The sequence below is a fragment of the Rhodococcus sp. WB9 genome (genome assembly GCF_007558985.1).
Lineage (GTDB): Bacteria > Actinomycetota > Actinomycetes > Mycobacteriales > Mycobacteriaceae > Rhodococcus_F > Rhodococcus_F opacus.
Genome location: NZ_CP041769.1, coordinates 345,576 through 369,869, shown reverse-complemented (window position 1 = coordinate 369,869; position 24,294 = coordinate 345,576). Strand labels below are relative to the sequence as shown.

The 24,294-nt window shown below is 67.9% G+C and carries 29 protein-coding genes and 3 pseudogenes; 18 read left to right on the top strand and 14 right to left on the bottom strand.

What is annotated here, in order from left to right; genetic code table 11:
• Positions 1-63 precede the first annotated feature (63 nt).
• Positions 64-669, top strand: a complete 606-nt coding sequence (locus tag FND50_RS01810) for a hypothetical protein (RefSeq protein WP_186301218.1) — start codon at positions 64-66, stop codon at positions 667-669.
• Positions 670-695: 26 nt separating this feature from the next.
• Here FND50_RS01810 and FND50_RS01805 read toward each other — a convergent pair whose 3' ends face one another.
• The 9 genes and pseudogenes from FND50_RS01805 to FND50_RS01770 form a co-directional block, all read right to left on the bottom strand.
• Entirely contained in the window at positions 696-1,634 is a 939-nt protein-coding gene (locus FND50_RS01805; RefSeq protein ID WP_144284552.1) for a dioxygenase, read from the bottom strand.
• Positions 1,635-1,777: 143 nt separating this feature from the next.
• The gene (locus tag FND50_RS01800; protein WP_005256474.1) at positions 1,778-1,978 is read right to left on the bottom strand and encodes a hypothetical protein; all 201 of its coding nucleotides are present in this window, start codon (positions 1,976-1,978) and stop codon (positions 1,778-1,780) included.
• Positions 1,979-2,118: 140 nt separating this feature from the next.
• On the bottom strand, positions 2,119-2,703 hold the full coding sequence (locus FND50_RS01795) for a hypothetical protein (RefSeq protein WP_144288952.1): 585 nt from the start codon (positions 2,701-2,703) through the stop codon (positions 2,119-2,121).
• A 159-nt stretch (positions 2,704-2,862) separates the two neighbouring features.
• Positions 2,863-3,815, bottom strand: a pseudogene (locus FND50_RS01790) (DUF3500 domain-containing protein).
• A 56-nt stretch (positions 3,816-3,871) separates the two neighbouring features.
• Entirely contained in the window at positions 3,872-4,132 is a 261-nt protein-coding gene (locus tag FND50_RS36605; RefSeq protein ID WP_397493202.1) for a hypothetical protein, read from the bottom strand.
• The gene (locus tag FND50_RS36600) at positions 4,092-4,658 is read right to left on the bottom strand and encodes an FAD-dependent monooxygenase (RefSeq protein ID WP_260850871.1); all 567 of its coding nucleotides are present in this window, start codon (positions 4,656-4,658) and stop codon (positions 4,092-4,094) included. Before FND50_RS36600 ends, FND50_RS36605 begins: the two co-directional genes overlap by 41 nt.
• Positions 4,631-5,161, bottom strand: a complete 531-nt coding sequence (locus FND50_RS01780) for an alpha/beta hydrolase (protein WP_260850870.1) — start codon at positions 5,159-5,161, stop codon at positions 4,631-4,633. The genes FND50_RS36600 and FND50_RS01780 overlap by 28 nt, the downstream gene beginning before the upstream one ends.
• Positions 5,162-5,307: 146 nt before the next feature.
• Positions 5,308-6,084 carry a pirin family protein gene (locus tag FND50_RS01775; RefSeq protein ID WP_144284551.1) on the bottom strand — a complete coding sequence of 259 codons (777 nt, stop codon included), beginning with the start codon at positions 6,082-6,084 and terminating at the stop codon, positions 5,308-5,310.
• A gap of 52 nt (positions 6,085-6,136) precedes the next feature.
• The gene (locus FND50_RS01770; protein ID WP_005256466.1) at positions 6,137-6,646 is read right to left on the bottom strand and encodes a VOC family protein; all 510 of its coding nucleotides are present in this window, start codon (positions 6,644-6,646) and stop codon (positions 6,137-6,139) included.
• A gap of 100 nt (positions 6,647-6,746) precedes the next feature.
• Here FND50_RS01770 and FND50_RS01765 point away from each other — a divergent pair, with 100 nt between their 5' ends.
• The 4 genes from FND50_RS01765 (at position 6,747) to FND50_RS01750 (ending at position 8,786) form a co-directional block, all read left to right on the top strand.
• Positions 6,747-7,208 carry a MarR family winged helix-turn-helix transcriptional regulator gene (locus FND50_RS01765; protein WP_005256464.1) on the top strand — a complete coding sequence of 154 codons (462 nt, stop codon included), beginning with the start codon at positions 6,747-6,749 and terminating at the stop codon, positions 7,206-7,208.
• Between the two features lie 17 nt (positions 7,209-7,225).
• Complete coding sequence (locus tag FND50_RS01760) at positions 7,226-7,702, top strand: carboxymuconolactone decarboxylase family protein (RefSeq protein WP_005256462.1); 477 nt, start codon at positions 7,226-7,228, stop codon at positions 7,700-7,702.
• 123 nt (positions 7,703-7,825) lie between these two features.
• Positions 7,826-8,380: a YceI family protein gene (locus FND50_RS01755; RefSeq protein ID WP_144284550.1), complete on the top strand. Its 555-nt coding sequence runs from the start codon at positions 7,826-7,828 to the stop codon at positions 8,378-8,380.
• Between the two features lie 166 nt (positions 8,381-8,546).
• Positions 8,547-8,786, top strand: a complete 240-nt coding sequence (locus FND50_RS01750; RefSeq protein WP_005237803.1) for a DUF6400 family protein — start codon at positions 8,547-8,549, stop codon at positions 8,784-8,786.
• 242 nt (positions 8,787-9,028) lie between these two features.
• On the opposite strand, the gene FND50_RS01740 is transcribed toward FND50_RS01750, so the two are convergent.
• Positions 9,029-9,811 (bottom strand): IclR family transcriptional regulator, encoded by a 783-nt coding sequence (locus FND50_RS01740; RefSeq protein ID WP_144284549.1) that lies wholly within the window; start codon positions 9,809-9,811, stop codon positions 9,029-9,031.
• Positions 9,812-10,008: 197 nt separating this feature from the next.
• Here FND50_RS01740 and FND50_RS01735 point away from each other — a divergent pair, with 197 nt between their 5' ends.
• From FND50_RS01735 to FND50_RS01725, 3 genes are read left to right on the top strand one after another with little or no spacing between them, the layout of a single operon-like run.
• Positions 10,009-10,776 carry a CoA transferase subunit A gene (locus tag FND50_RS01735; protein WP_144284548.1) on the top strand — a complete coding sequence of 256 codons (768 nt, stop codon included), beginning with the start codon at positions 10,009-10,011 and terminating at the stop codon, positions 10,774-10,776.
• Entirely contained in the window at positions 10,773-11,435 is a 663-nt protein-coding gene (locus FND50_RS01730) for a 3-oxoacid CoA-transferase subunit B (RefSeq protein ID WP_005260718.1), read from the top strand. Before FND50_RS01735 ends, FND50_RS01730 begins: the two co-directional genes overlap by 4 nt.
• Before the next feature lie 32 nt (positions 11,436-11,467).
• Positions 11,468-12,667, top strand: a complete 1,200-nt coding sequence (locus FND50_RS01725; RefSeq protein ID WP_005237808.1) for an acetyl-CoA C-acetyltransferase — start codon at positions 11,468-11,470, stop codon at positions 12,665-12,667.
• Between the two features lie 36 nt (positions 12,668-12,703).
• On the opposite strand, the gene FND50_RS01720 is transcribed toward FND50_RS01725, so the two are convergent.
• A complete protein-coding gene (locus FND50_RS01720) occupies positions 12,704-13,366 on the bottom strand; it encodes an enoyl-CoA hydratase-related protein (RefSeq protein ID WP_144284547.1) in 663 nt (220 codons plus the stop codon).
• Positions 13,363-14,001 carry a TetR/AcrR family transcriptional regulator gene (locus FND50_RS01715; RefSeq protein ID WP_144284546.1) on the bottom strand — a complete coding sequence of 213 codons (639 nt, stop codon included), beginning with the start codon at positions 13,999-14,001 and terminating at the stop codon, positions 13,363-13,365. The genes FND50_RS01720 and FND50_RS01715 overlap by 4 nt, the downstream gene beginning before the upstream one ends.
• A gap of 152 nt (positions 14,002-14,153) precedes the next feature.
• On the opposite strand from FND50_RS01715, the gene FND50_RS01710 reads away from it, so the two are divergent.
• Positions 14,154-15,596 carry a sugar porter family MFS transporter gene (locus tag FND50_RS01710; protein ID WP_144284545.1) on the top strand — a complete coding sequence of 481 codons (1,443 nt, stop codon included), beginning with the start codon at positions 14,154-14,156 and terminating at the stop codon, positions 15,594-15,596.
• 36 nt (positions 15,597-15,632) lie between these two features.
• Positions 15,633-15,992, top strand: coding sequence for a universal stress protein (locus FND50_RS01705; RefSeq protein WP_144284544.1), 360 nt, complete (start codon positions 15,633-15,635; stop codon positions 15,990-15,992).
• Positions 15,993-16,017: 25 nt separating this feature from the next.
• Here the strand turns inward: FND50_RS01705 and FND50_RS01700 are convergent, their stop codons facing one another.
• Positions 16,018-17,076 (bottom strand): LacI family DNA-binding transcriptional regulator, encoded by a 1,059-nt coding sequence (locus FND50_RS01700; protein ID WP_260850869.1) that lies wholly within the window; start codon positions 17,074-17,076, stop codon positions 16,018-16,020.
• A gap of 86 nt (positions 17,077-17,162) precedes the next feature.
• Between FND50_RS01700 and FND50_RS01695 the strand changes: the two genes are divergently transcribed.
• Both FND50_RS01695 and FND50_RS01690 read left to right on the top strand, forming a co-directional pair.
• Entirely contained in the window at positions 17,163-18,347 is a 1,185-nt protein-coding gene (locus FND50_RS01695) for a Gfo/Idh/MocA family protein (RefSeq protein ID WP_144284543.1), read from the top strand.
• Position 18,348: 1 nt separating this feature from the next.
• Positions 18,349-19,350 (top strand): Gfo/Idh/MocA family oxidoreductase, encoded by a 1,002-nt coding sequence (locus FND50_RS01690; RefSeq protein ID WP_144284542.1) that lies wholly within the window; start codon positions 18,349-18,351, stop codon positions 19,348-19,350.
• 1 nt (position 19,351) lies between these two features.
• Here FND50_RS01690 and FND50_RS01685 read toward each other — a convergent pair whose 3' ends face one another.
• On the bottom strand, positions 19,352-20,023 hold the full coding sequence (locus FND50_RS01685; protein WP_144284541.1) for a nucleoside/nucleotide kinase family protein: 672 nt from the start codon (positions 20,021-20,023) through the stop codon (positions 19,352-19,354).
• A gap of 240 nt (positions 20,024-20,263) precedes the next feature.
• Here FND50_RS01685 and FND50_RS01680 point away from each other — a divergent pair.
• The 6 genes and pseudogenes from FND50_RS01680 to FND50_RS01655 all read left to right on the top strand — a co-directional run.
• A pseudogene (locus tag FND50_RS01680) lies at positions 20,264-20,656 on the top strand (wax ester/triacylglycerol synthase domain-containing protein); the annotation flags it as partial.
• Positions 20,649-21,392: pseudogene (locus FND50_RS36595) on the top strand (exodeoxyribonuclease III); the annotation flags it as partial. The pseudogenes FND50_RS01680 and FND50_RS36595, both read left to right, overlap by 8 nt.
• 189 nt (positions 21,393-21,581) lie before the next feature.
• A complete protein-coding gene (locus FND50_RS01670; protein WP_144284540.1) occupies positions 21,582-22,397 on the top strand; it encodes an IclR family transcriptional regulator in 816 nt (271 codons plus the stop codon).
• A gap of 48 nt (positions 22,398-22,445) precedes the next feature.
• On the top strand, positions 22,446-23,240 hold the full coding sequence (locus FND50_RS01665) for a 2-keto-4-pentenoate hydratase (RefSeq protein ID WP_144284539.1): 795 nt from the start codon (positions 22,446-22,448) through the stop codon (positions 23,238-23,240).
• Positions 23,240-24,031, top strand: coding sequence for a 2-keto-4-pentenoate hydratase (locus tag FND50_RS01660; RefSeq protein WP_144284538.1), 792 nt, complete (start codon positions 23,240-23,242; stop codon positions 24,029-24,031). Before FND50_RS01665 ends, FND50_RS01660 begins: the two co-directional genes overlap by 1 nt.
• Positions 24,031-24,267, top strand: a complete 237-nt coding sequence (locus FND50_RS01655; protein WP_005572660.1) for a tautomerase family protein — start codon at positions 24,031-24,033, stop codon at positions 24,265-24,267. The genes FND50_RS01660 and FND50_RS01655 overlap by 1 nt, the downstream gene beginning before the upstream one ends.
• Positions 24,268-24,294 lie beyond the last annotated feature (27 nt).

Sequence of the window (24,294 nt, the reverse complement as noted above, 5' to 3'; positions counted from 1 at the left end):
GGCCCTACACGTGCAGGCGTTTCGGTTGCACAATGGTGGTGGGCAACCACCCGGAGGTGCGCGATGAGCGATACGTGTGCAGCGCCGATACGCCTGTGGCGTCTGGGTCCATGGAGCCGCAACCCGCTCATGAGGGGGTGCGACCGGCTCCGCTCCGCGATGGTTCTCATCGGGGTGTTCTTCGTGCTCTTGATGGTTCCGCTGGCCGCGGCCGTCGGAACCGAGACGTACTCGCGACTGGACCAGGAGACGCAGGCCGAACTCGCCACCCACCACCCGACACCCGCCACGCTCGTCGAGGATTCCCGCACCGGGAGCACGGGAGAACCCCTGCCGGCCGCTCCCCAGTATCAAGCGCATGCACGGGTGCAGTGGTCGGCGAACGGGCAGACACGCACCGCCGACGTTCCCACCGAATCGGGCACGAAGGCCGGTCAGACCGTCACCGTCTGGCTCGATCCGAACGGCGGTCTCGTCGCGGCGCCGGAGACCGGTTCGCAGAACGCCGCCACGGCGGTGAGCGTCGCGTGCGGGATCTGGGTGACAGCGACCGGCGGTTACTGCCTCCTCTTCCTCGTCGTCCACTGGGTTGCGTCCCGCCGGCAGCAGGCTCAGCTGACCCGTGAATGGAACGAACTCGACAGACCACCCGGGTGGCACGTCAGCTGACGGACGGCGGAACCGAGCCGCGCCGGTTACCGGCCGGGTGCCCCGTTCGGCGGCTGTCCGCCGCCCCCACCGGGACCGCTCGGCGCAGACTGCGTGTTCGCCGACTTCTCGGCGACACCGATCGTGATCGAGATCGACATACCGGTGGCCGGTTCGCCCGACACGGTGGCCAACTCGGCATCCCATCCGTCACCGAACACGTTGTCCGAGTCCAGGGAGACCTTCGACAGGTTGCCGACACTGTTCGCATAGCCGCTGTCGTAGGCGAAGACGGTGGTGCACGCGTCCTGCGGCACCGCGATCTGAGACGTCAACCGGGAGTCCTCACCCGCCACCGCAGATTCCAATGAGTCGAACACCTCGAAGTGGATGTGCGGCCAGCGGCCCGAGTAGCAGGCCGGGAAGATCGACGTGAACGACACCCTGCCCGCGGAATCCGCCACCTGAACGCCACGGAGATAGTTCTGCTCGGTGATGCCCTGGCCGTAGAGCGAGTACTCGCCGTCCCGGTCGCAGTGCCACAGGTAGACCGCCATTCCTTCGCCGGCCGCGCAGTCCTTCGTCAGGTCCTGCAGGTTCAGTTCGATGGTCGTCGCGACACCGCCCGCCGTCCCGGAGTACGCACCGAAGCTGCTGCGAATGTCTTGACGCACGATCCCCGACTCGACCAGCACGTTCGGGCCGTTCGACCCGTCGCCGGGATACGGGCCGGCCGTTTCCTGCGGCGCCGCCGCCACGCACGTGCTGCCGCTCACCGTCTCCGCCGTGGACGCGGCCGCCTCCGTCGAGGACGAGGACGATGTCGCCGTGGACCCCGCCGTCGAGCACGCGGCGAGCGCGGTCGCACCCGCCGCGCCGAACACGAACAGTGCGCGGCGACGCGACAACATCGATTTCAGGTCGTGGCTGAGGCCGCGGTCGTGCTCGTGCACTTCGTCGGCGTGGTGACGCGGGCTGTTCGTCATGAGGACCTCTCCATGGGCTGTTCGGGTTACATCCCATACAAGCGGTCGCCGGTGCAGGCAGCCTCGAGCTCCGCTGTGGAGTCGCTGTGAACGCCTGTCGCCCAGCGGCGGTCGCCTGGGTCTGTCTCAGCGAGACGCGTCGGTCACAGGGATTCTGCACCGGCTGCGCCGGAGACCGACTCGTTGTCGAGGTCGCGCACGAGGGGAATGCCGAGGGCCGCGAGCAGCATCCGGCAGTCTTCGGCATCGATCGAGTGGTGGGCGACGGTCCTCTGAGCCTTACGGACGGACTCTTCGTCGAGCTCGCGTTCGCTCTCGAATATAGAAGCATCCCTGTCGGACATGGCTCCCACCTTTCCTCGGCATCAACTGAATAGCCCGGAGTAGGTCCACCGAAACCGACACGGCACAGCGCGATCGGGTGTCGTCCGAAGCGGATTCACATCCGCGTGTACGAGCCGTGTCGAACCGGGCCTACGGAGCGTCAGCGACGGTAGGTCGCGAACAGCCTGCGGATGCTCTCGTCCCAGTACTGCTGGCGGCGGCGTTCGACGGCGCGGGAGAACATCGCCCACACCGCACCCAGGAGCAGCGCGCTCGCGGCGAGGGTGATGAGCACTGCCGCGACCGCGGCGCTGACGACGTCGGAGGTCGTGATTCGCGGGCCGGCCCAGCTTCCGTCGTCGCCGACGGCGATGGTCTTCGAGGTGCCCGTCGGAGTCCCCGAGGGAACCTCGATGCTGTCGGTCCGGGACTCGGAGCCCCAGGCCCACGTCGCCTTCACCATCGGGGTGGTCCGGACCGAGCCGCGGGGCGACAGGGTGATCGGGGCGTCGGCGTTGGTGACGGCCTCGACGAGGGTCGTGGTGGCGCGTTGTTGCGCGGCCCGCGCACTCTCCTGGTGGTACTCCCAGGTGCCGATCACGGCGGCGAGCACGATCGCGAGACCCGCGAGCGTGACGATGACGGATTTCAGGGTGGCCGCGAAGCGATCGACCGGTCGCGCGAACGGGTTGGACGGTCGACCCGACACCGAGTACACCACGGCTGCCTTCGAGCGCCCCAACACCATCCACCTCATTGTTTCGTCCACGTTAAATGTCTGCTTCACCAGTGTCGCCACTGATCAGGCAACAGGGAAACCGAAATGAACAAACTTGACGAGTCTCACACTCGGCGGGCAGACCGGAGTCGGCCCCGCTCAGCGCTGTGCGGGGCCGAGCGGCACTCAGGGTTCGAGGTTCGGATCGGACTGTTCGCTGGACACCGTCCGGCTGTTCAGGTGCCCGCCGCCCCACTTCGAGTCGGTCCCCGCGTGGAGTGCGAGGAGGTCGTGTCCGAAGTCGTTGTCGAAGTCCCGCAGCACGGTGTGCACTCGATGCCCCCCTCTCGCACCGCCTGCCGGTGCCGTTCGCCGGCCTCCTCGGGCAGTCGTTCGAGATAGCTCGACGAGTCCCAGCAGGGCGCGCTGCTGGTCACCGGACAACTTCGCGCCGCTGATCCCGGACGGCCGGTCGCGGACGAACTTCAGGGCGACCCGGTCGGCGTCGGTGATGGTGTACCCGGGCATGCCGAGGTCGTAGTGGTCCGGGTATTCGTAGGCCCCGATCCGCGGCACCTGCCGGGTCACGAAGTCGGCGGGTGCGACGTCGTGGATGACGGCGAGGCCGCGCTGCTCGTCGTCGAGGGAGGCCAGCAGGTCGAAGGCCAGGCCCTCGTCGTCGGCGAGGGGCTTGAGCACCCCGTCGTACTGCGCGCCCAGCGCGACCGGGGTGGCGGAGATCCACCGCTCGTCGACGATCGTCAGGTTGAGGCAGACGTGGTGACCGAGGAAACGAGCGTCCAGGTGTTCTCGAAGCCGGGCCGGCCGAAGAACGTCAGGAAGTACGAATCCGACGTGCGCCAGGTCTGCAGTGCCGGCCCGAGGAAGTCCTGCTCGTAGTCCCGGAGCACGTGCTCGAGTTGGGGAATCGAGAGCACCTTCGTGAAGGTGCGCAGCGGCGCCGCCAACCGGATCAGCTCCCACACCAGCACCTTCTGGTGACGGTCCAGTTGGTGGAGCGGGATGCCGGTGCGGTCCGGTTTGGGGATGATGTCCCAGTTCAGCCGCCGCGGGTCGTCGAAATCGTCGATGATCGCAGTCGCCCGTTGCCGGGGGTCGAACGTATCGATCAAACCCATGGCGGTCACGAGCAGCTTGGTCGCCGTCTGAGGCGCCTCATGGAGAGCAGACACTCTCACCATCCCGCCGCGATGTCGATCGCCTTCTCGGCGCTCGCGAGGTCGCCGCCCCGCCACGCCACGTGCTGGTCGGGTCGGACGAGGACGAAAGGGGCACCGAAGAGACTGCCCAGGGATCCCCCGGCGTCGGACAGTCGCAGCACCGTCAGCGGGACTCCGAGTTCCGCGGCCTTCGCCGTCAGCGCGTCGAGTTCGGCGGTGTGCCGCGAGGATCCCTCAGCGTCCGGCACCACGAGGGTGTATTCCGGGCCGAGCACGTCGTAGAGCGAACGGCCGTCTCCCAGCCACGCGTGCGGCAGTAGTGCTCCGGGGCGTGCGGTGGGCACGTACTCCACGGGCTTCCGCCGGCGGCGTCGAACTGTCGGGAACGATGACGGGTGAGTCGGTGTAGGCGTAGCCGGGAACGAGTCCGAGCGAGTGGAATTCACTCTTCTTCACTGCGAGCGCCTCTGCCGTGCGGCGGCGCGCCTCCTCCGCGGCCGGACCGTCCTGACCGATCTCGACGGTGGAGAAGTGATGCGCCAGAGCCTTTTCCTGCGCTCCGGCTTCGGCGATGGTGCGAGCGGCGACGGGCCGGCGTTCGGCTTCGTAACTGTCGAGCAGCTGCGGTCCGGCCCAGCCGCGCAGCGCCGCCGCGATCTTCCACGCGATGTTGACGGCGTCACCGATGCACGTGTTGTACCCGTGCCCGCCCCACGGCGGATTGAGATGCGCGGCCGCGCTCGAGCTCGCCCACCACGGGGCGGCAAGCCTGGTCAGGTCCCGGGTGTTGCCGTCCTGCACGACCGTTCCGTTGACGCGGAGAGATCGACGAGACCGGGCAGGTCGGCGGGCCCGTAACCGTCGACGACGGCCTGCACCGAGCTGTCGACGGTCGCGAGTTCTTCCCCGGGCAAACATGTTGTGCCCGAGTGCACTCCGGTCAACGCGGCGAGGTGCCCACCGGCCGACGATCCCCACACACCGATCCGGTCGGGGTCGATGCCGTGGTCCGCGGCGTTGGCGCGCAACCAGCGCACCGCCCGCCGGACATCGAAGAGCTGGCCGGGGTCGCAGGTCTCGGGCGCGAGCCGGTAGTCGATGCTGACCATGACGTAGCCGTGTCCTGCGAAGTGTTGCACCAGATCTGGGCATGCAGTGCGGTCTTGAAGCCGCCAACCACCTCCGTGCACCCACACGATCGCAGGCAAGGGGCACTCTGCTTCGGCGGGACGGACGAGATCGAGTAGCAGATCGGGCGCGCACTCGACGGCGGATCGGCGGACGACGGTCGAAGCCGTGTCCAAGGGACTGAACTCCTTCGGATGCAGAACCCGGGCCTGGGTCGCCGCTTGCGCGGTTGTAAGGCCCTTGCTCAGGTCACTGCCTGTCGGGCCCCAGTAGCAGCTTCGGCGACCCGAACGGAAGACCCGCACCTGCCCCGCGGCTCGCGTCATGCAGCGATCGTCGCGTGCATCTCCCACACGATGATCTCGGCGCCGGCGCCGGTGGTCATCTGCTGGCCGCCGCCACCGCTGAGCCGGACGGCGTCACCCTCGGCGACGATGCCGACGCCTTCCATCGACGCTTCACCGCGGGCGACGAACACGTGGAGGAACGGTGCGTCGGGCAGGGTGACCGGCGCCTGCCCGGGCTGCAGTCGTGCGACATGCATTGCGGCGTACTTGTTCTTGATCCGGATCGCCGAGTGGTCCGCATGGTCCGGCATGCCCGATGCGACGGGCACCAGTCCCCCGGCGAGCAACTCGTGGTCGATTTCGAGTTGCTCGTAACCGGGTGTGATGCCGGCTTCGTCGGGCACGACCCACATCTGGATGAAATGGACCGGGTCGGTGTGCTCGCCGGTTACGCCGTCCAGTCGCCACGAGTCGTTCTTCTCCGAGTGCAGGATTCCGGTTCCCGCGCTCATCCGCTGGGCCAGTCCCGGGTAGATGACGCCGGAGTGGCCCATCGAATCCTGATGCACCAGTGAACCCTGGAGCACCCAGGTGACGATCTCCATGTCCTGGTGGGGGTGGGTGTCGAAGCCCTGACCCGGGACGACGATGTCGTCGTTGTTGACCATCAGCACCCCGTGATGGGTGTTGGCCGGGTCGTAGTGGCGGCTGAACGAGAAAGAATGCTTGGAATCCAGCCAGCCGGCGTTGGTCTTGAACCGGTCGTCGGCTCGGCGGACGTCGAGGCGGGGTGGGGTGATGGCGGCAGTCATCAGCGAATCCTTTCCAGGTTTCTCAGAGCAGGGGTTCCCGGAGTCAGGGTTCTCAGAGAACGTGTGAGCCGTACATTTCGCCGAGCGGGTCGGCGATGAGTTCGAGGCGGGCACCGTCGGGGTCGCGGAAGTACATCGACACCTCACTGTGTTCGACGAGTTCGACGCCGGCGTCGATCAGTTTCGTGCGCAGGTGATCCCAGCGGCCGGGTTCGACGCTGATCGCGATGTGGTGGAGTCCGCCGAGAACTTCCCGGTACGGGCCGACGTCGAGTCCCGGGAAGTCGAAGAACGCCAGCAGGTTGCCGTTGCCGATGTCGAAGAAGAAATGCGAAGACCCGGCGTAGTCCCGGTTCTCGATCAGCTCGGTGAGCGGAAATTCGAGCAGGTCCTGATAGAACCGGACCGTGCGCTCGACGTCACTACTGATCAGCGCGGTGTGATGGAGGCCGCGGGCCGAGGACGCGGGCCTCGACGCCACCGGCTTCAGATGCTCGGCGCGGATCCGGTCGCGTTGCTCCGCGAACCTCTGCGAACGCTCCTGCTCGTCTGTGGTGCTCATTGCCCTGCCCCTCTCCGCGGAGCGCAGTAATTGCGCTTTCAACTAAATTCAGACTACAACAACTCGTTGCGTTGTCAACTACTTGGGCTATGCTGGTGCCGTGGAACCGACCCGATGGCTCAGCGCCGAAGAACAGAACACCTGGCGCGCCTACCTGGACGCCACACGCCTCCTCCTGCAGGCACTCGACCGGCAGCTCACCCGAGACGCCGGCATCTCGTTCACCGACTTCGAACTGCTCGTCGTGCTGTCGGAGGCGCCCCAACGACAACTGCGGATGCGCGAACTCGCAGACGCGGTGACCACCACCCGCAGCGGCGTGACCAGGGCCATCAGCAGGCTGGTCGACACCGGCTGGGTGCGCCGGGTCGAATGCGAAGACGACAAGCGCGGAACATTGGCCGAGCTGACCGACGCCGGAGCCGAGAAGCTCGCCGCCGCCAGCCCCGGACACGTCGCGGAGGTGCGCCGCAACATGTTCGACCTGCTCAGCCCCCGCGACGTCGGCATCCTCGGTCACGACTTCAGCGAGATGCGCACCCACCTGCTGGAACACCCCTGAGCCCGGAAAGGTCGGCCATGAGCAGCACGGCACCCGTGAACGAGTACGTCCACATCGACAAGCAGAGTCCGGCCGTCTATCAGGCGCAGATCGGCGTCGCCAAGGCAGTCCGTCATGCGACCACCGAGGTCGGGATGGACCGGCGATTCGTCGAGTTGATCAACGTGCGCGTCTCCCAGATCAACCGCTGCGCGTACTGCCTGGACGTTCACGTCGCCGCGGCGCTCGCGGCCGGGGAGACCCCGCAGCGCCTCGCGGTTCTGCCTGCCTGGCGGGAGACGGAACTCTTCTCCGACCGGGAGGTCGCGGCGCTCACCTTGGCCGAATCGATCACCACCCTCCCGGACGCGCATACCCAGGAGACCGACTACGCCTTCGCACGGCGATTCCTCTCCGAGCAGGAGATCTCCACGGTGAGCTGGATCGCCGTCACCATGAACGCCTTCAACCGGATCTCCATCGTCAGCCGCCATCCGGTCCGGCCGAAGCAGTAACACCGCAGTCCACCTGCGTTTTGCAGAATTTAGTTGACATTGCAACGACTTCGGCTTAACGTATTAGTTGCAGATTCAATTACCTCGACGTCGAGTGACAGTTCGACAGCCCAAGGAGTTTCCATGACCACCGCCACCGCCACCCTGCCCAACCTCACCGCCGGAACCTGGGCCATCGACAGCGTCCACTCCACCGTCGGCTTCTCCGTCCGCCACCTCATGGTCAGCAAGGTCCGCGGCACGTTCAACGACTTCACCGGCGCGATCACCGTCGCCGAGGACGGCACCGCCGCCGTCACCGCCGAAATCCAGGTCGCATCCATCGACACCAAGAACACCGACCGCGACGCCCACATCAAGTCCGCCGACTTCTTCGACGCCGAGCAGTACCCCACCGCCACCTTCACCTCCACCGCCGTCCGCGCCAAGGGCGACGACTACGTGGTCGACGGTGAATTCACCCTCCACGGCGTCACCCGCCCCGTCGAGCTCGCCCTCGAGTTCAACGGCGTCAACCCCGGCATGGGCAACGGACCGGTCGCCGGCTTCGAAGCCACCACCGTCCTCAACCGCAAGGACTTCGGCATCACCATCGACATGCCCCTCGAAGGCGGCGGAGCCGTCGTCGGCGACAAGATCACCATCACCCTCGAGATCGAGGCCGGCCTGCAGGCCTGACCCCACCCGCACCACGCGCCCCGTCATCCACCCGGATGGCGGGGCGTTTCGTCGTTAACACGACGCAACACTTTCGATCGACGTGATCCAGGTCATTGCGGTCTCGAGCGGGCTCGAGTGACCCTGGCCCCTTCGATAACGGCGACCGCGAAACGAAGGTGACCACATGGGTAGCGACTCCGAACTCTCGTTCGCGCTCGACCTCACGCTGGACGAGGCGCGGCGGCGCACCGCTGTTCTCGAGGCGATCGGCGAGGACTGGGATCCCGTCGCCGTGCTCGCGGAGGAGGAGCGGGCGTACGACATGTTGTACTCCGGCCTCGACCCCGAGCAGCAGCGCATCTACGACGAGCTGGTCCAGGCGGGTGTGCTCCCGGATCGGACGGTGGGCCGTGTTACCGATTGATCCGACCGCGGACTTCTCCCGTCGCGCCTGGTTGCCCTGCCCGGGCTGCGACCACGGCTCGGACTGCGGCGACTGCGGGTCCGGCCGCAACTGCGACCGGCATTGGCAGTACCTGCTGAGCAATCAGGGCACCCACGTCCATCTGCAGTGCCCCGACTGCACCCACCTGTGGAGTATCGACACCCGCCACGGGCGACCTCAGCGGCGACGGAAAGCCGCGTAGGCGCCGGACCGAATCGTGCTCACCCCCGGCTCCGCGGCCTGTCGGCGAGGAGTTGGGTGAGCCGGTGCGCCTGGCGGAGGAGGAGTTCTCCCAGTTCGCGGCGACGCTCCTCGCGAAACCGGCTCTCCACGCCGGTGATGCTCAGCGCCCAGGCCGGTGATCCCTGGGCGTCGAAGACGGCGGCGCCCATCCCCCAGCTGCCCTCGACGAGCAGCCCGGGGTTGACGGCGTACCCGTTCAGTCGTGTCTCCGCGATGCGCTCGACGATCTCGTCCCGCCTGTGCTGCGTTCCCCACTCGCCGGTGACGTCGGCGCGCGACAGGTAGTCGTCGATGTCGCGGTCCGGCAGGTGGGACAGGATGACCAGACCCGCCGACGCCACCCCCAGCGGCAGGCGGATGCCGACGTACAGCACGTGGGAACGCAGCGGGAAGCTGCCCTCCTCGCTCGCAATGCACACCGTTTCGTCACCGCGGCGCGCGGACAGGAAGACACTCTCGCCGGTCTCGCGTGCGAGATCGCGCAGGATGTCGCGGGAGCGGTCCGTGATGTCGTACCGGCCGGCGGCGAGCGACCCGAGCAGGTACAGCTCGGGTCCCAGCGACCACTTCCCCGACTTCTGGTCGCGGTCCACCAGCCCCTCCTCGGCCAGCGAGACGAGGAGGCGATGCACGGTGGGCCGGGCGAGCCCCGTCTCCCGCGCCAGGGCGGACGTCGAGGAGCCCGACGACTCGAGGGCCGCGATGGCCCGGAAGAGGGCTCCCACCCGCCGAATGACCTGCGGCCGCTGCGCGTCGTCCATGACCGCAGTATACGTTCACTCAGTGAACGCTCTGTGGCGCGACGTCCAAACCGCGAGCACTGTCTCCGAAACCCTTGAAATGCATGAAGCAACCCCTTTTAGTGGAGCAAAGCTCGTCGCACGAATACGTTCACCAGGTGGACGATCTGATGCGGAAGACGGTATCGCCGGTACGGCGGCCAGGAGAAAGGATGCACATGGGATCGAGAGTGTTCGACACCCCGGAAGAAGCAGTCGCGGACGTGTCCGACGGCGCGTCGATCGCCGTGGGCGGGTTCGGCCTGTGCGGAATCCCCGACTCGCTGATCCGCGCGCTCGCCGACTCCGGCGTCGGGAACCTCGAGGTCTTCTCCAACAACTGCGGTGTGGACGACCACGGGCTCGGAATTCTGCTGGGTACCCGCCGGATCCGGCGCGTCACCGCGTCGTACGTCGGCGAGAACAAGGAATTCGCCCGTCAGTACCTCTCCGGTGAGCTCGAGGTGGAGCTGACCCCGCAGGGCACGCTGGCCGAACGCCTCCGGGCGGGCGGCGCGGGCATCCCCGCGTTCTTCACCCCCGCCGGTGTGGGCAGCCCGGTCGCCGACGGCGGACTGCCGTGGCGGTACGCCGACGACGGTTCCGTCGCGCTCGCGTCGCCCCCGAAGGAAACCCGGGTGTTCGGCGACAAGCGCTACGTTCTCGAACTCGGCATCACCGCCGACTTCGCCCTGGTCCACGCACTGCGGGGCGACACCGCCGGCAACCTGGTGTTCGACAAGTCGGCCTTGAACTTCAACCCCCTCGCGGCGATGGCCGGGAAGGTGACCATCGCGCAGGTCGAGGAACTCGTCCCCGCAGGCACCATCGACCCCGCCCAGGTACACCTGCCCGGGGTCTTCGTTCAACGCATCGTCGAGACCGGCCCCCAAAACAAGCGGATCGAGAAGCGGACAGTCAGCAGCACGGAAGGAGCCACTCGATGACCGGCACCAACGGATGGACACGTGAGCAGATGGCCGCCCGCGCGGCCGCGGAGATGGTCGACGGCGAATACGTCAACCTCGGCATCGGACTGCCCACCCTCATTCCCGGATACCTCGGCACCGACGTCACCGTGACCCTGCATTCGGAGAACGGCATCCTCGGCACCGGCCCCTACCCCACCGACGAGAACGTCGACCCCGACCTGATCAACGCCGGCAAGGAAACGGTCACCGTCAACGCCGGTGCCGCATTCTTCGATTCCGCGCTGTCCTTCGGCATGATCCGCGGCGGCCACATCGACACCGCCGTCCTCGGTGGCATGCAGGTCTCCCGCACCGGCGACCTCGCCAACTGGATGGTCCCCGGGAAGATGGTCAAGGGCATGGGCGGCGCGATGGACCTCGTGCACGGCGCGAGCCGCGTCATCGTCCTCATGGAACACACCGACCGGGACGGTAACCCGAAGATCATCGACGCCTGCACCCTGCCGCTGACCGGCCAGGGCGTCGTCAACCGCATCATCACCAACCTCGCCGTCATCGACGTGGTCGGCGACGGCACCCTCGCTCTCCGTGAGGTCGCCCCCGGCGTCACCGTCGACGAGGTCGTCGCCGCCACCGGAACCCCCCTCGAGATCCGCGAATCCGCGCTCGTCTGAGCGACATTCGTCACGACACCAAGGACACTCTCATGACTTCTCGCACCAGGTCCGTCATCGTCGCCGGAGCCCGGACCCCCGTCGGCCGGCTGACGGGTTCGCTCGCGTCACTCTCCGGATCCGATCTCGGTGGCATCGCCATCAAGGGCGCCCTCGACAAGGCCGGGGTGGCACCCGAACTGGTGGAGTACGTGATCATGGGGCAGGTCCTCACTGCCGGCGCCGGTCAGATCCCGGCCCGGCAGGCCGCGGTCAACGCGGGCATCCCGATGTCGGTGCCCGCCTTGACCGTCAACAAGGTGTGCCTGTCGGGTCTCGACGCCATCGCGCTCGCCGACCAGCTGATCCGCGCCGGCGAATTCGATGTCGTCGTCGCCGGCGGGCAGGAGTCGATGTCCCAGGCGCCGCACCTTCTCCCGAACTCGCGGAGCGGTTTCAAGTACGGCGACACCACCCTCGTCGATCACCTCGCCTACGACGGCCTGTACGACATCTTCACCGAGCAGGCGATGGGCGCCCTCACCGAGGACCGGAACGCGAACACCGACAAGATCGGTCGCGAAGAGCAGGACGCCTTCGCCGCCGCCTCACATCAGCGCGCCGCGGCCGCGTGGAAGAACGGACTCTTCGACGACGAGGTCGTACCCGTCACCATCCCGCAGCGCCGGGGTGAGCCGCTCGTCGTCACCGAGGACGAGGGCATCCGCGCCGACACCACGGCCGAGTCGCTGTCGAAGCTGCGGCCCGCCTTCAGCAAGAACGGCACCGTCACCGCGGGTTCCGCGTCGCAGATCTCCGACGGCGCGGCCGCCGTCGTGGTGATGAGCAAGGCCAAGGCCGAGGAGCTGGGGCTCGAATGGCTCGCCGAGATCGGTGCCCACGGCGTCGTCGCCGGGCCGGACTCGACGCTTCAGCAGCAGCCGGCCAATGCCATCGACAAGGCGTGCACCCGTGAGGGACTCGACCCCTCGGCGCTCGACCTCGTCGAGATCAACGAAGCCTTCGCCGCCGTCGGCATCGAGTCGACCCGGCAACTCGGAGTCGACCCGTCGCGGGTCAACGTGAACGGCGGCGCCATCGCCATCGGGCACCCGCTCGGCATGTCGGGGGCACGGGTCGTACTGCACCTCGCGCTCGAGCTGAAACGACGCGGTGGTGGAACCGGCGCCGCCGCTCTCTGCGGCGGCGGCGGACAGGGCGACGCCCTGATTCTCCACGTGCCCGGCGAGTGACCATCACTCCGGCACAGTAGGTTTCGCGTCACCGGGTCATGATCGGCCCGATGCGAGTGCGGCGACGGCCGGCGCGAACATGGTGGACTTGATCGCGCCGAGCGTGCCGGCGTCCTTCCCCGCGAGCGGCGTGATCAGGTCGACCGCAGCGTCCAGGACCGCGCCTTCGGGCGCGGTCCCGTCGACCAGCCCACTCGTGTGCGCGTCGGCGCCGCCGTAGCGGCGGCCCGTGGTCATGGCGGTGATCGCGGTCTGCGGTGTCACCTTGGCCTGGATCAGCGCGGCCATCCCCGGAGTGAACGGAATGTGGATGTCGACCTCGGGGAAGCAGTAGTACCCACGGTCGGACCGCATCACCCGGTAGTCGTGGGCGATTCCGAGCATGGCGCCGGCGCCGAACGCGTGCCCGTTGACCGCGGCCACCGTCGGCAGGGGGAGCGTCAGAATCCGGCTGAACAGGGCCTGCACGCGCCCGACATACCAGTCTGCGCGGTCACCGTTGGCCATCAGCCAGTCCAGGTCGAGGCCGTTGGAGTAGAACTTTCCCGTGGCCGTGGTGACCAGGGCCTGCGCGCCGTGTTCGTGGGCGTCGTCGAGGAGTCGGTCGACGTTGTCGAGCCACTCGGGGGAGAAACGATTCTCGTCGTCGCCGAGGTCGAGGACGGCGATCGTGTCCCGGTAGGTCAGGGTGGCGGTCATTGGGAACCTTTCGTGTTGCTGTCGTGACGTTTCCCCTGGGACGGGGGGTCTAGTACGAGGACGGCGCGGACCGCCGCCTCCAGGCGTCGGCGCATGGCGTCGTCCGGTTTTCGCCGGGCGTGCAGCAGCAGTCCGGTGGGGAGCCCGACGACGCACGCTTCGATCACTTCGACCGCGCGACCGTCCCTGCGCCCCCACAACGCCAGCGCCAATCGGACGAACAGTTCGACGAGGACGGAGTCGAGGCGCGACAACTCGGCGGCGACGTCCTCGGGGACGTCGGATCCGAGCAGTTCGTCGCGGCGCACGGTGAGGAGAAGTCGCGACGACTGCGGGAACCGCTCGGCGAAGACGGCCGGGGTGTCGGCGGCCGCGACGACGGCGTCCACGGGACCACGCCCCAGCGCCTCCTGGACCGATTCCTGTTGCAGGTCGAGAAATCGGTGCGCCGCCCGCAACCAGGCGCGCCCGACCAGCCCTCCCCGCGAGCCGAATGCGTGATAGATGGCGCCGTTGGACATCTCCGTGGCGGCGGCGACCGCCCGCAGCGTCACCGCGCTGGGTCCGCCCTCGACGGCCAGCCGCTCGGCGGCATCGAGCGCGGCATCGAGATCGTGGACGCGTGGCCTGGGCATACGGCGAACGATAACAGATCGAGCGTTCTATTACTCGCGGGTAGGGAGTAAACATTCGCCTAGGGGATCCGCCCGATGATCGACTTGCCGTTGTGCCCCGAGTCACAATGAGTTAGCTTTGTTCGGACATAAACACATTACGTGTTCTGTACATGGAATACGTGGAGGAGATGTTCATGGCCAGCGATCTCACCCGAACTACCGCCCAGCCCCTGCCCGCCGACGCCCCAGGACGGCACTCGCACAGGCTCGGCGTCATCGCCGTCGTCGCCACCTTCGGCGGCCTGCTCTTCGGATACGACACCGGAGTCATCAACGGCGCTCTCGAACCACTCGAGGAAGACCTCCAACTCACCTCGTTCACCGAGGGACTGGTGGTGAGCATCCTGATCTTCGGCGCCGCGATCGGCGCCCTGATCGGAGGCCGGATGTCCGACCGGTACGGACGCCGGCACAACATCCTGGTGCTCGCCATCATCTTCATGATCGGCACGCTCGGCTGCGTGCTGTCCCCCACGTGGGAGATACTCGCGCTTTTCCGCTTCGTCCTCGGCCTCGCCGTCGGCGGCGCATCCGCGACGGTGCCCGTCTACCTCGCCGAGATCTCCCCCGTCGAACGGCGCGGCAGCGTGGTCTCCCGCAACGAAGTCATGATCGTCTGCGGGCAGTTCGCCGCATTCGTGATCAACGCCGTCATCTTCAACCTCTGGGGCGAGCACGAAAGCGTCTGGCGCTTCATGCTTCTGGTCGCCGTCACTCCGGCCATCGTCCTGTTCGCCGGAATGCTGAGGATGCCGGAGAGCCCGCGATGGCTGATGTCGCAGGATCGGCACGACGAAGCGCTCGCCGTGCTCCTGCAGGTTCGGTCCCCGGAACGGGCACGGGCCGAGTTGGAGGAAGTCCAGGCCCTCGCGGAGGAAGAGAAACTCGCACAGACCGGCGGTCCCGCGGATCTCTCGGTGAAGTGGATCCGCCGCCTCATCTTCATCGGCGTCGGCCTCGGCGTCTTCCAGCAGGCCACCGGCATCAACTCGGTGATGTACTACGGCACCCAGCTTCTCGGCGACGCCGGATTCTCCTCCAACGCAGCCATTGTCGCGAACACCCTCAACGGACTGTTCAGCGTGCTCGGCGTCCTCACCGGCATCGCCCTGATCAACCGGATCGACCGGCGGAAGATGCTCATCGGCGGTTTCGTCCTCACCACCACGTTCCACCTGCTCGTCGGCCTGTCAGCATTCCTGCTGCCCGACGGCACCGCGAAGGCCTACTTCATCCTCGTGTTCGTGGTGCTGTTCGTCTTCTCGATGCAGGGCACGATCGGTCCCCTGGTGTGGCTGATGCTGTCGGAGATCTTCCCGCTGAAGATCCGCAGCTTCGCGATCGGCATCTGCATCTTCATGCTGTGGATCGCGAATGCGATTGTCGCGCTCGTCTTCCCGCCCCTCGTGGCGGCACTGGGAATCGCCGCTACCTTCTTCATCTTCGCGGGCCTCGGCGTGCTGGCTCTCGTCTTCATCACCACCCAGGTTCCGGAAACCCGCGGCCGCTCCCTCGAGGAACTCGAAGAGCAGTTCCGGCGCGAGTATTCGTGACCGGCTACGCATCGAGTCCCGTGAAAGGTTGATTCCATGACAGTGCTCGTAGCAGTGACCGACACCTCCGAAGGATCACACGCCCTCCTCGCCGGCAAGAAGGAAGCCGCGATGCTGGACACCGATCTGCTGGTGGTGAACCTGTCCCTCACCGAACCCGAAGACGTGCATACCCTCGCGGACGACGGGGTGACCGTCCTCGACCGGATCGGTCGCGGCGACCGCGATCCCGCGACCGCCGTGCTGGATCTGATCGACGACCGGCCCGACATCGAACGCCTCGTGATCGGGGTCAAGCGCCGCAGCGCGGTCGGCAAGGCACTTCTCGGCAGCGTGAGCCAGCGGCTCATCCTGCAGTCGCCGATCCCGGTACTCGCAGTGAAAACCCCTCAATAGAAGCCGGTTTCACCCTCCACCGCGGCTACCCCCTCGCCGGAAGGCCTCCGGGTGCCGCGGTGGAACGGCGAACACTGAGCGTCGGCGTGTGCAGGTGGATGCGCCGCGACTGCGACGGTCGTTCCAGCCGCTGCAGCAGGAACTTGGCGGCCTGCGCGCCGACCGCGAAGTTGCCGTTGTTCACCGACGTCAGCGACAGATGCCGGATACGCGCGAGATAGGTGTCGTCGTACCCGACGAGCGAAAGGTCTTCGGGGACTCTCAGGCCGCGATCGTCGGCGGCCGACAGCGCCCCCACGCACGTGACGTCGTTGAACGCGAGGATCGCCGTCGGCCGCTGCTCCGCGTCGAGCACCCGACCGGCCGCGACGTATCCGCTCTCCTCGGTCATGCCGGCGAACTGCACCGACGCGAGGTCGCCGCACCCGGCCTCGGTCATCGCCTCGGCGAACCCGTCGCGGCGCAGGGCGCCCACGACTCCGGGCCCCTGCAGGTGGGCGATCCGCCGATGACCCAGGTCCAGCAGATGCCGGGTGGCCAGCCGGGCCCCGGCGACGTCGTCGTCCGCGGCGATGTCGACGTGGGGAAGACTCGGTTCGTGGGTTCCCGCGAGGACGACGGGAACGAGGGCGGCGGCCCGTTCGATCGCGGGCCCGGCGTCGGTGGTGCCCACCACCACCAACCCGTCGATCCGCTGCGACAGCAGGGTCTCGACGGTGTCCCGCCCGACGCGCTGATCCAGGTGGCTGTCGGCCAGCACCGGCGCGATTCCGACGGCGTCGAGCGTCGTCGTCATGCCCTCGAGCAGTTCGACGAACCACGGGTTGCGCAGGTCGTTCAGCATCACCCCGACCGTGCCGCTGCGGGATTCGGACAGTCCGCGGGCGATGGTGTTGGTCCGGTAGTCGAGTTCCTTCATGGCCTGTGTGACCTGCTCGCGGCGTGCAGGGCTGACGTTCGCCTCGCCGCGGAGCACCCGGGACACCAGCGATTTCGACACGCCCGCTCGCGCGGCCACGTCGCGGATCGTCGGTGGGCGAAACGGCGGTGCGCCCTCGCTCGTGCCGGGATCTGATTCGTTCACGAGGGACAGCATATGGAGCCGGGGCCGTGTTACGCTCATCACAACTGGGACCGGTCCACGTTTGTCCCTTTCTGGAAGGAGCCGAGTTGAGCAAGCACGGAAGCCTGCGACTGTCCGCGGGCATGGTCGGCGGCGGACAGGGTGCCGACATCGGCAGGACCCACCGCTACGCGATGCGCCTGGACGACCGGTACGACCTACAGGCGGGGGTCTTCGGGCGGGACGCCGCGTCGTCGGAACAGATCGCGGGAAGCCTCGGCGTTCCGGCCGAGCGCACCTACCGCGACTACCGGGAGATGGCCGAACGGGAAGCCGCCCGCGAGGACGGCGTCGACGTGGTGGCCGTGACCACTCCGAACGACAGCCACTTCGACATCGCCCGCACGTTCCTGGAGGCAGGCATCTCGGTGGTGTGCGAGAAGCCTCTCACCCGCGACTCGGAGTCGGCTGCGGAACTCGTCGCGATCGCCGAATCCTCCGGTGCAATTCTGGCCGTCCCACACTGCTATTCGGCCTACGCCATGGTTCGGCACGCGGCCCGGATGGTGCGCGACGGCGACCTCGGGCGGATCCGGTTCGTGACGGTGGAACACGCGTCCGGGTGGGCGGCGACGCCCCTCGAACTCGGCGAACACCGGCAGGCGCGGTGGCGCACCGACCCAGACGTCGCGGGATTTCCCAGCGTCGTCGGCGATCTCGGTACCCACGCCTTCCACCTGTTGCGGTACATCACCGGCCTCGAGGCCACCCGGATGTCGGCGGAACTGGACACCCTCGTCCCCGGACGGCGGGTGTTCGACAACGCCACCGTGCGCCTCACCCTGTCCAATGGCGCCCCCGCGACCCTGTGGGCGAGCATGGCCGCCACCGGCAACGAGCACGGCCTGCGCATCCGGGTGTTCGGCGACACCGCGAGCGTCGAGTGGCGGCACGAGGACCCGCACCATCTGACGGTCCGCGACCTCGACGGCGGGACCACGATCCTCGCGCAGGGAATGCGCGCGCTGTCCGAGGACGCCGCCCGGCTCACCCGCCCCGGTCTGGGGCATCCCGAGGGCTTCCTCGAGGCGTTCGCGAATTTCTACCGCGATCTCGCGGACGAATTGCGCGCCCGCCGCGACGGCGAGCCCACCACCATCCGCGATCTGTCCTTCCCCACCGGACGCGACGGCCTGATCGGCGTCCAGTTCGTCGAGGCGACGGCCGCCTCCCACGCCGCCGACTCCGCCTGGGTCGTCCCCGCTTTCGCACACGAAAAGGTCGGTATCTGACATGCAGCGTTTCGCCCTCATCGGAGCCGGGTTCATCGGCGGCGTGCACGGCGCCAACCTCGCCGCGCACCCCGACGTCGACCTGGCCCTCGTCTTCGACATCGATCTCGCTCGCGCGACGGACCTCGCCAAGCGCCACGGCAGCCGCGCGACCACCGATCTCGCGGAGGTCTTCGACGCCACGGCGATCGACGCCGTCTTCATCGCGTCGTCCACCGACACCCACGCCGAGCACCTTCGCACCGCGGCGACCGCGGGAATCCCGGCGCTGTGCGAAAAGCCGATCGACCTCGACCTCGCGCGCGCCGTCGACATCGTGCGATTCGCCGACTCCCGATCGTTGCGGGCGATGGTCGACTTCAACCGCCGCTTCGATCGCGACTACGCCGAACTGCAGCGGGTTGTCGCGTCCGGTGAGATCGGTTCGGTCGAGCTGATCCAGATGACCAGCCGCGGTCCGGCGATGCCGCCGCTCGAGTACATCGCGGTCTCGGGCGGGCAGATGCGCGATCAGACCGTCCACTTCTTCGACCTGGCGCGGTGGATCTCCGGGCTCGACCCCGAGTCCGTCTTCGCGACCGGGTCCACGCTCGCCGAACCCCGCCTCGCCGACTACGGCGACGTCGACACGTCGGCCGTCACCCTGCGCCTTCCCGGCGGCGCGCTCGTCCAGATCGACTCCACCCGGCGGATCGGGTACGGCTACGACGAACGCATCGAGGTGCTCGGTTCCACGGGCATGGTCGAGGCACGACGGCAGCGCGCCGGGTCCGTGTCCCGGTACAACGCGGGCCGCGTCGTCGACGACGGGTTGCACGCGGGATGGTTCGAACGGATCCGGGACAGCTACCGCACCGCGCTCGACCACTTCGTCGACGCACTGGAGAACGGCGCCGCCATCGGTCCGACCCTGTCGGAAGCGTTGAAAGCACAGGCGATCGCCGAGGCCGCGACCCGCTCGCTCAGCAGCGGTCGCATGGAAAGGATCGAGTACCCGGCCTGAGTCACACGGGGTCGCCGAGGACGACGACGTCGGCGCGGGCGCGACCGGGCGCGACCACCGCGGCGTTGCGTTCGTCGCTGCGCCGCACCCACTCTCGTGCCTCGTCGGGTGACTTGCCGAACCGGACGTGCCGCTCGACGAGGCGGGCAACGCGCTCGTCCCCGTCCGGGGCGAGGAACCACGCCTCGTCGAGCAGGTCACGCACCGCCGACCACGGTCCCTCGTCGAGGAGAAGGTAGTTGCCCTCGGTGATCACCAGGGGAACGTCCGGCGGGACGGCGATCGACCCCGCATAGGACTCCTCGACCTCACGGTGGAACTCGGGTACGTACACCGTCTCGCCCCCGGATTCCCGCAGTCGGCGCAACAGCGCCACGTATCCGGCGGCGTCGAATGTGTCCGGTGCGCCCTTGCGGTCCGCCCGGCCGAGCCGGGCCAGTTCCGCACCCGCCAGGTGGAATCCGTCCATCGGCACAACCACCGCGGACGATCCCAGCGCCGCGTGCACCGCCGCCGCCACGGTGCTCTTACCCGAACCCGGCGGTCCGGTGATGCCGAGCAGCCGGCGCTGACCCGAGTCGGCGAGCACGCGGGCGCGCGCGATCAGTCCCGGCAGTCCACCTTCATACCGCACCGAACCGCCAGTCGTGCCCACTGCGTGCTCGTCGTCCATAGGCAGACCGTAGCTCAGCCGACGTGGACCTCGGTGCCCTCCGCCTGTCGCCCGTCGCCCAATGTCACCGCCGGCCAATCAGATTGAACTGTTGTGACATGGGGCGAGCGGCACGGGCCTCACGTCCACGCCAGCCGTCAAGCACTCGCGGCCGGGTTGGACAACTGACCTGCTCGGTCGGGCACGATTCACCCAATTTTCTACCGGTTGTTTCTGCTCGGCGAATCCCGCGAGCATCCGATGCACGTCGGCGGCCTGGCGGTCTTCAACCCACGGGACGGGGCGTCCGCGGCCGACATGCGCGCGATGTTCGACACGGCCCTGGCCGGCAACCAGGTCGCCCCACCTTTCCGTAAGCGGGCCCGCCGTTCGGTCACCTCGCTCGGCCAGTGGGGATGGGACCACCTCCCGCACGACGAGGTGGATCTCGAGCACCACGTGCGCCGCGCCGCGCTTCCCCAGCCGGGCGGCATGACCGAACTGATGACGTTGGTGTCGAGGCTGCACGGCACCCTGCTCGACCGCAGTCGCCCGCTGTGGGAGATGCACCTGATCGAAGGACTCGCCGACGGCCGCTACGCCATCTACAACAAGATCCACCACGCGCTCGCCGACGGTTCGTCGGGGGGACGTCGCGGGCCGCAACGGTGTCGCGGTCCTGACTCGGCACGTGCCCTTCGCGTGCGGACGTGGAGCGGTAGCGCGCTGGTCCGGGCACCGGGCGAACTGCACACCGAGAGCGTCGAACTGGATCCGGTGCCGTTGGCTCGGGGTCTGGGCGAGTTCGCCAACCAGGGCCGCTACGTCGAGGTCGACCTCGCCGAGGCGCCGATCACCATCGCGTCCATGTACCTGCCGAAAGGCGGCCTCCCGAACACCTCCAGAAGCCCGGACGCATGCGGGAGGCCCCCGACGGCGAAGCCCGCTACGATCGCAAGATGCGCTTCCTCTCCGCGTTTGCGCGACAGCTGACCCGCTCGCGGCGCACGGCACGCGCGAACGGCAGGGAACTCCTGCTGATGGGTGACCACAACATCGCGCACACCCGTCACGACGTACGGAACTGGCGGCGCAGCAACCAGGTCGAGGGTTACCTCTTCCGGAGGAGCGTGAGTGGTTCGACTCCATCCTGTCGCCGCGCACTCTCGTCGACGTGGTCCGGCAGCACCATCCTGGCGTCGACGGTCCGTACTCGTGGTGGTCGTGGCTGGGGCAGTTGATCGGTGAACGACACCGGGTGGGGCATCGACTACCACCTCGCGACCCCGGCCTGGCACAGGCTGCGGTCTCGGCCGGCACCGACCGGGAGCCCGCGGCCGACCGGCGGATGAGTGATCACGGTCCGGTCGTCGTGGACTACGACCTCTGATCGGGGAGATTCCCGGGGTTCGGGAATCCGGCTGACCGCCCCATCGCGGGTGGTGCGCGTGCAGTCATCCATTCATGCGCTGGTGGTCATGGTGTGGTGGCCGCGTTCTTCCTAGTGTTTCAGATCACAGACGCTCAGCGAGGTGCACGTTCGCTTCCCGCGGAGCCGTGGGAAGAAAGGACGGACACCGTGGCGACACTGCAGACGGTCCAGAAGATCGGGCCGGTGCTGGACCTGTTCACCGCAACGCAACCGGAATGGGGGGTCTCCGAGGTCGCCGCTGCCATCGACGTCCCCCGATCGAGTGCGCACGCCTTGCTGTCGAGTCTCGTCGACACCGGACTGCTCCAGTGCCGCACGCGTGGTCGCTACCGGATCGGGTGGCGGGTGATCGAACTCGGCGAAACCCTGCGGGGCACCGTCGACGTGCGGTCCTGCGCCGCGCCGGTCATCGAGAACCTCGTCGAGCGGTACGGCGAAACCAGTCACCTCGCGGTGATGGAACGGTGGCACGTGCTGTACGTCGACAAGGTGGTCGGTACGCACAACATCACCGTGCAGGGTGCACGCGTCGGCGCCCGTCTCGAAGCACATTGCACAGCGGTGGGCAAGGTCCTCCTGGCGAGCCTCGACGAGAACGAACTGCACCGGTATTTGGCCGGTCGCCAGTTGCGCAGGCACACGCCGTCGACGATCACAAATGCCGGGGCGCTGCTCGACGCGTTGTCGGTGGCGCGGTCTGCCGGCCACGCCTACGACCTCGGTGAAGCCGTCTCGGAGGTCCACTGCGTCGCCGCGCCGGTGCGTGACGACATGGGTTCCGTCGTGGCCGCGGTGAGCATGAGCATCCCGGTCAGCCGTTTCGTGCCCCGCCGCGTCGAGTTCACCCGTGCCGTCATGGCGGCAGCCCGCGACGTCTCGCACGCGGTCGCGAACACGAACCACGCCACACCCACCACGACCAGGGACGTTCCCGAATCGGGCCGGCCGGCGCTGGCCTCCTGACGTCCCGTCACCCGAAGTCCGAACCGAATGACACAGAGCAGAGGTGCCATGGATACCGTCGCACGTAAGGCCGCCGACCGGTTGCTGGAGGTGTACCGGACGGGCGAACCGATCGACCCGCTGACCCCGGAGCATCCCGACGCGTCGATCGAACTCGCTTATCGCATTCAGCAAGTGCAGGTCGAAGAGTGGACGCTCGGCGGCGACGTCGTCAAGGGGCACAAGGTGGGCCTCGCGTCGCGGGCCATTCAGCGGCAGATGGGGGTGAACCAACCCGACTTCGGACATCTGACCGCGAGCATGTTCCATCTCGAGCACCAGCCCATACCGGCGGGGCGGTTCCTCCAGCCGCGGATCGAGCCCGAGATCGCGTTCGTGCTGGGCCGGCCTCTGTCCGGACCGGGTGTCACCGTCGCCGAGGCGGTCCGGGCGGTCGACTTCGTCCTTCCTGCACTGGAGATCGTCGACTCGCGGATCCGGGACTGGAAGATCGGCATCTTCGACACCATCGCCGACAACGCGTCGTCGGGCGGCGTCATCCTGGGCAGCCGACCGGTCGCGCTCGACGCGGTGGACCTGCGACTGGCGGGGTGCACCCTCCACATCGGCGGTGAACTCGTCGCGACCGGCGCGGGCGGTGCCGTTCTCGGCTCGCCGCTCAACGCGCTCGTGTGGCTGGCGAACACTGTCGGCCCGATGGGCGTGACACTCGAACCGGGCCATGTCGTGCTTCCCGGCTCGATGACCAAGGCATTTCCGGTGAATCCGGGCGATTCGATCGTCGCGCAGATCAGCGGGCTCGGCAGTGTGACGGCCGTCCTCGACACCAAGGAGGAACAGTGATGGGTACCGACGCATGGAGCGCAGCACTCGTGGCGGAGCGACTTCTACAGGCGGAAGATCATGCCACGGCCCAGACGTCCATCAAAGCTGAGTGGGAGAGCCTCGACCTCGCAACGGCCTACGCCGCGCAGGACATCGCCCTCGGCATCCGGGTGGCGCGCGGTGAGAAGGTCACCGGCGTGAAACTGGGGGTCACCTCGAAGGCCAAGCAACGTCAGGTCGGTGTCGACGCACCGTCGACCGCGTGGCTGACCGACCGGATGATCCTCCCGATCGGGGAGACCGTGCCCCGCGACCGCCTGATCCACGCGCGGGCCGAACCGGAGATCGCGTTCGTCATGGGACGCCGACTCGAAGGTCCGGGCATCAGCGCAGCGACCGCCTTGGCCGCCGTGGATCACGTCGTGGGCGCGATCGAGATCATCGACAGCCGGTTCTCGGGCTACAAGTTCTCGATGATGGACGCGGTGGCCGACAACAACTCGTCCGGACGCTACGTCACCGGGCCGATCAGCCGGCGGCCCGAAGATCTCGACCTTGCGCTCGAGGCGTGCCTGCTCGAGGTCGACGGCGAGATCGTCGATTCCGCGACCGGTGCTGCGGTACACGGACATCCGGCCGAAGCGCTGGCGTTCGCCGCCAACACGCTCGCCGAACGGGGCCACGCCATCGAGGCCGGCTGGGTGGTGCTCACGGGAGGGATGACCGACGCGGTGCCGGTGGAGCCGGGCGCGCGGATTGCGGCGCACTTCACGAATCTGGGCACGATCACCGTGGCGGGAGGTCGCTGATGCCGATCATCGAGGTCACCATAGCCGAGGGCCGCAGCCCCGAGGAACTGCGCCTGCTGATCCACGAGCTCACCCACGCCGCTCACCGGGCGGTGGGGACGCCCGTCGCGAACGTCCGTGTGATCCTGCGCGAGACACCGAAGACGCACTTCGCGGCCGGCGACGTCACGCTCGCCGAGCGGGAGGAAGCGGCGAACATCCGGGTATCCGGAACGGCCGCCGACGTCGGCACCTGAGGAGTCGGGCATTGCGATTCGACGTCG

What these genes read in the sequence shown, in the direction of transcription:
- FND50_RS01810 (WP_186301218.1), top strand. Translation starts at nt 64, where the DNA reads ATGAGCGATACGTGTGCAGCGCCGATACGCCTGTGGCGTCTGGGTCCA.
- FND50_RS01805 (WP_144284552.1), bottom strand. Translation starts at nt 1,634, where the DNA reads ATGACGAACAGCCCGCGTCACCACGCCGACGAAGTGCACGAGCACGAC.
- FND50_RS01800 (WP_005256474.1), bottom strand. Translation starts at nt 1,978, where the DNA reads ATGTCCGACAGGGATGCTTCTATATTCGAGAGCGAACGCGAGCTCGAC.
- FND50_RS01775 (WP_144284551.1), bottom strand. Translation starts at nt 6,084, where the DNA reads ATGACTGCCGCCATCACCCCACCCCGCCTCGACGTCCGCCGAGCCGAC.
- FND50_RS01770 (WP_005256466.1), bottom strand. Translation starts at nt 6,646, where the DNA reads ATGAGCACCACAGACGAGCAGGAGCGTTCGCAGAGGTTCGCGGAGCAA.
- FND50_RS01760 (WP_005256462.1), top strand. Translation starts at nt 7,226, where the DNA reads ATGAGCAGCACGGCACCCGTGAACGAGTACGTCCACATCGACAAGCAG.
- FND50_RS01755 (WP_144284550.1), top strand. Translation starts at nt 7,826, where the DNA reads ATGACCACCGCCACCGCCACCCTGCCCAACCTCACCGCCGGAACCTGG.
- FND50_RS01750 (WP_005237803.1), top strand. Translation starts at nt 8,547, where the DNA reads ATGGGTAGCGACTCCGAACTCTCGTTCGCGCTCGACCTCACGCTGGAC.
- FND50_RS01740 (WP_144284549.1), bottom strand. Translation starts at nt 9,811, where the DNA reads ATGGACGACGCGCAGCGGCCGCAGGTCATTCGGCGGGTGGGAGCCCTC.
- FND50_RS01735 (WP_144284548.1), top strand. Translation starts at nt 10,009, where the DNA reads ATGGGATCGAGAGTGTTCGACACCCCGGAAGAAGCAGTCGCGGACGTG.
- FND50_RS01730 (WP_005260718.1), top strand. Translation starts at nt 10,773, where the DNA reads ATGACCGGCACCAACGGATGGACACGTGAGCAGATGGCCGCCCGCGCG.
- FND50_RS01725 (WP_005237808.1), top strand. Translation starts at nt 11,468, where the DNA reads ATGACTTCTCGCACCAGGTCCGTCATCGTCGCCGGAGCCCGGACCCCC.
- FND50_RS01720 (WP_144284547.1), bottom strand. Translation starts at nt 13,366, where the DNA reads ATGACCGCCACCCTGACCTACCGGGACACGATCGCCGTCCTCGACCTC.
- FND50_RS01715 (WP_144284546.1), bottom strand. Translation starts at nt 14,001, where the DNA reads ATGCCCAGGCCACGCGTCCACGATCTCGATGCCGCGCTCGATGCCGCC.
- FND50_RS01710 (WP_144284545.1), top strand. Translation starts at nt 14,154, where the DNA reads ATGGAATACGTGGAGGAGATGTTCATGGCCAGCGATCTCACCCGAACT.
- FND50_RS01705 (WP_144284544.1), top strand. Translation starts at nt 15,633, where the DNA reads ATGACAGTGCTCGTAGCAGTGACCGACACCTCCGAAGGATCACACGCC.
- FND50_RS01690 (WP_144284542.1), top strand. Translation starts at nt 18,349, where the DNA reads ATGCAGCGTTTCGCCCTCATCGGAGCCGGGTTCATCGGCGGCGTGCAC.
- FND50_RS01685 (WP_144284541.1), bottom strand. Translation starts at nt 20,023, where the DNA reads ATGGACGACGAGCACGCAGTGGGCACGACTGGCGGTTCGGTGCGGTAT.
- FND50_RS01665 (WP_144284539.1), top strand. Translation starts at nt 22,446, where the DNA reads ATGGATACCGTCGCACGTAAGGCCGCCGACCGGTTGCTGGAGGTGTAC.
- FND50_RS01660 (WP_144284538.1), top strand. Translation starts at nt 23,240, where the DNA reads ATGGGTACCGACGCATGGAGCGCAGCACTCGTGGCGGAGCGACTTCTA.
- FND50_RS01655 (WP_005572660.1), top strand. Translation starts at nt 24,031, where the DNA reads ATGCCGATCATCGAGGTCACCATAGCCGAGGGCCGCAGCCCCGAGGAA.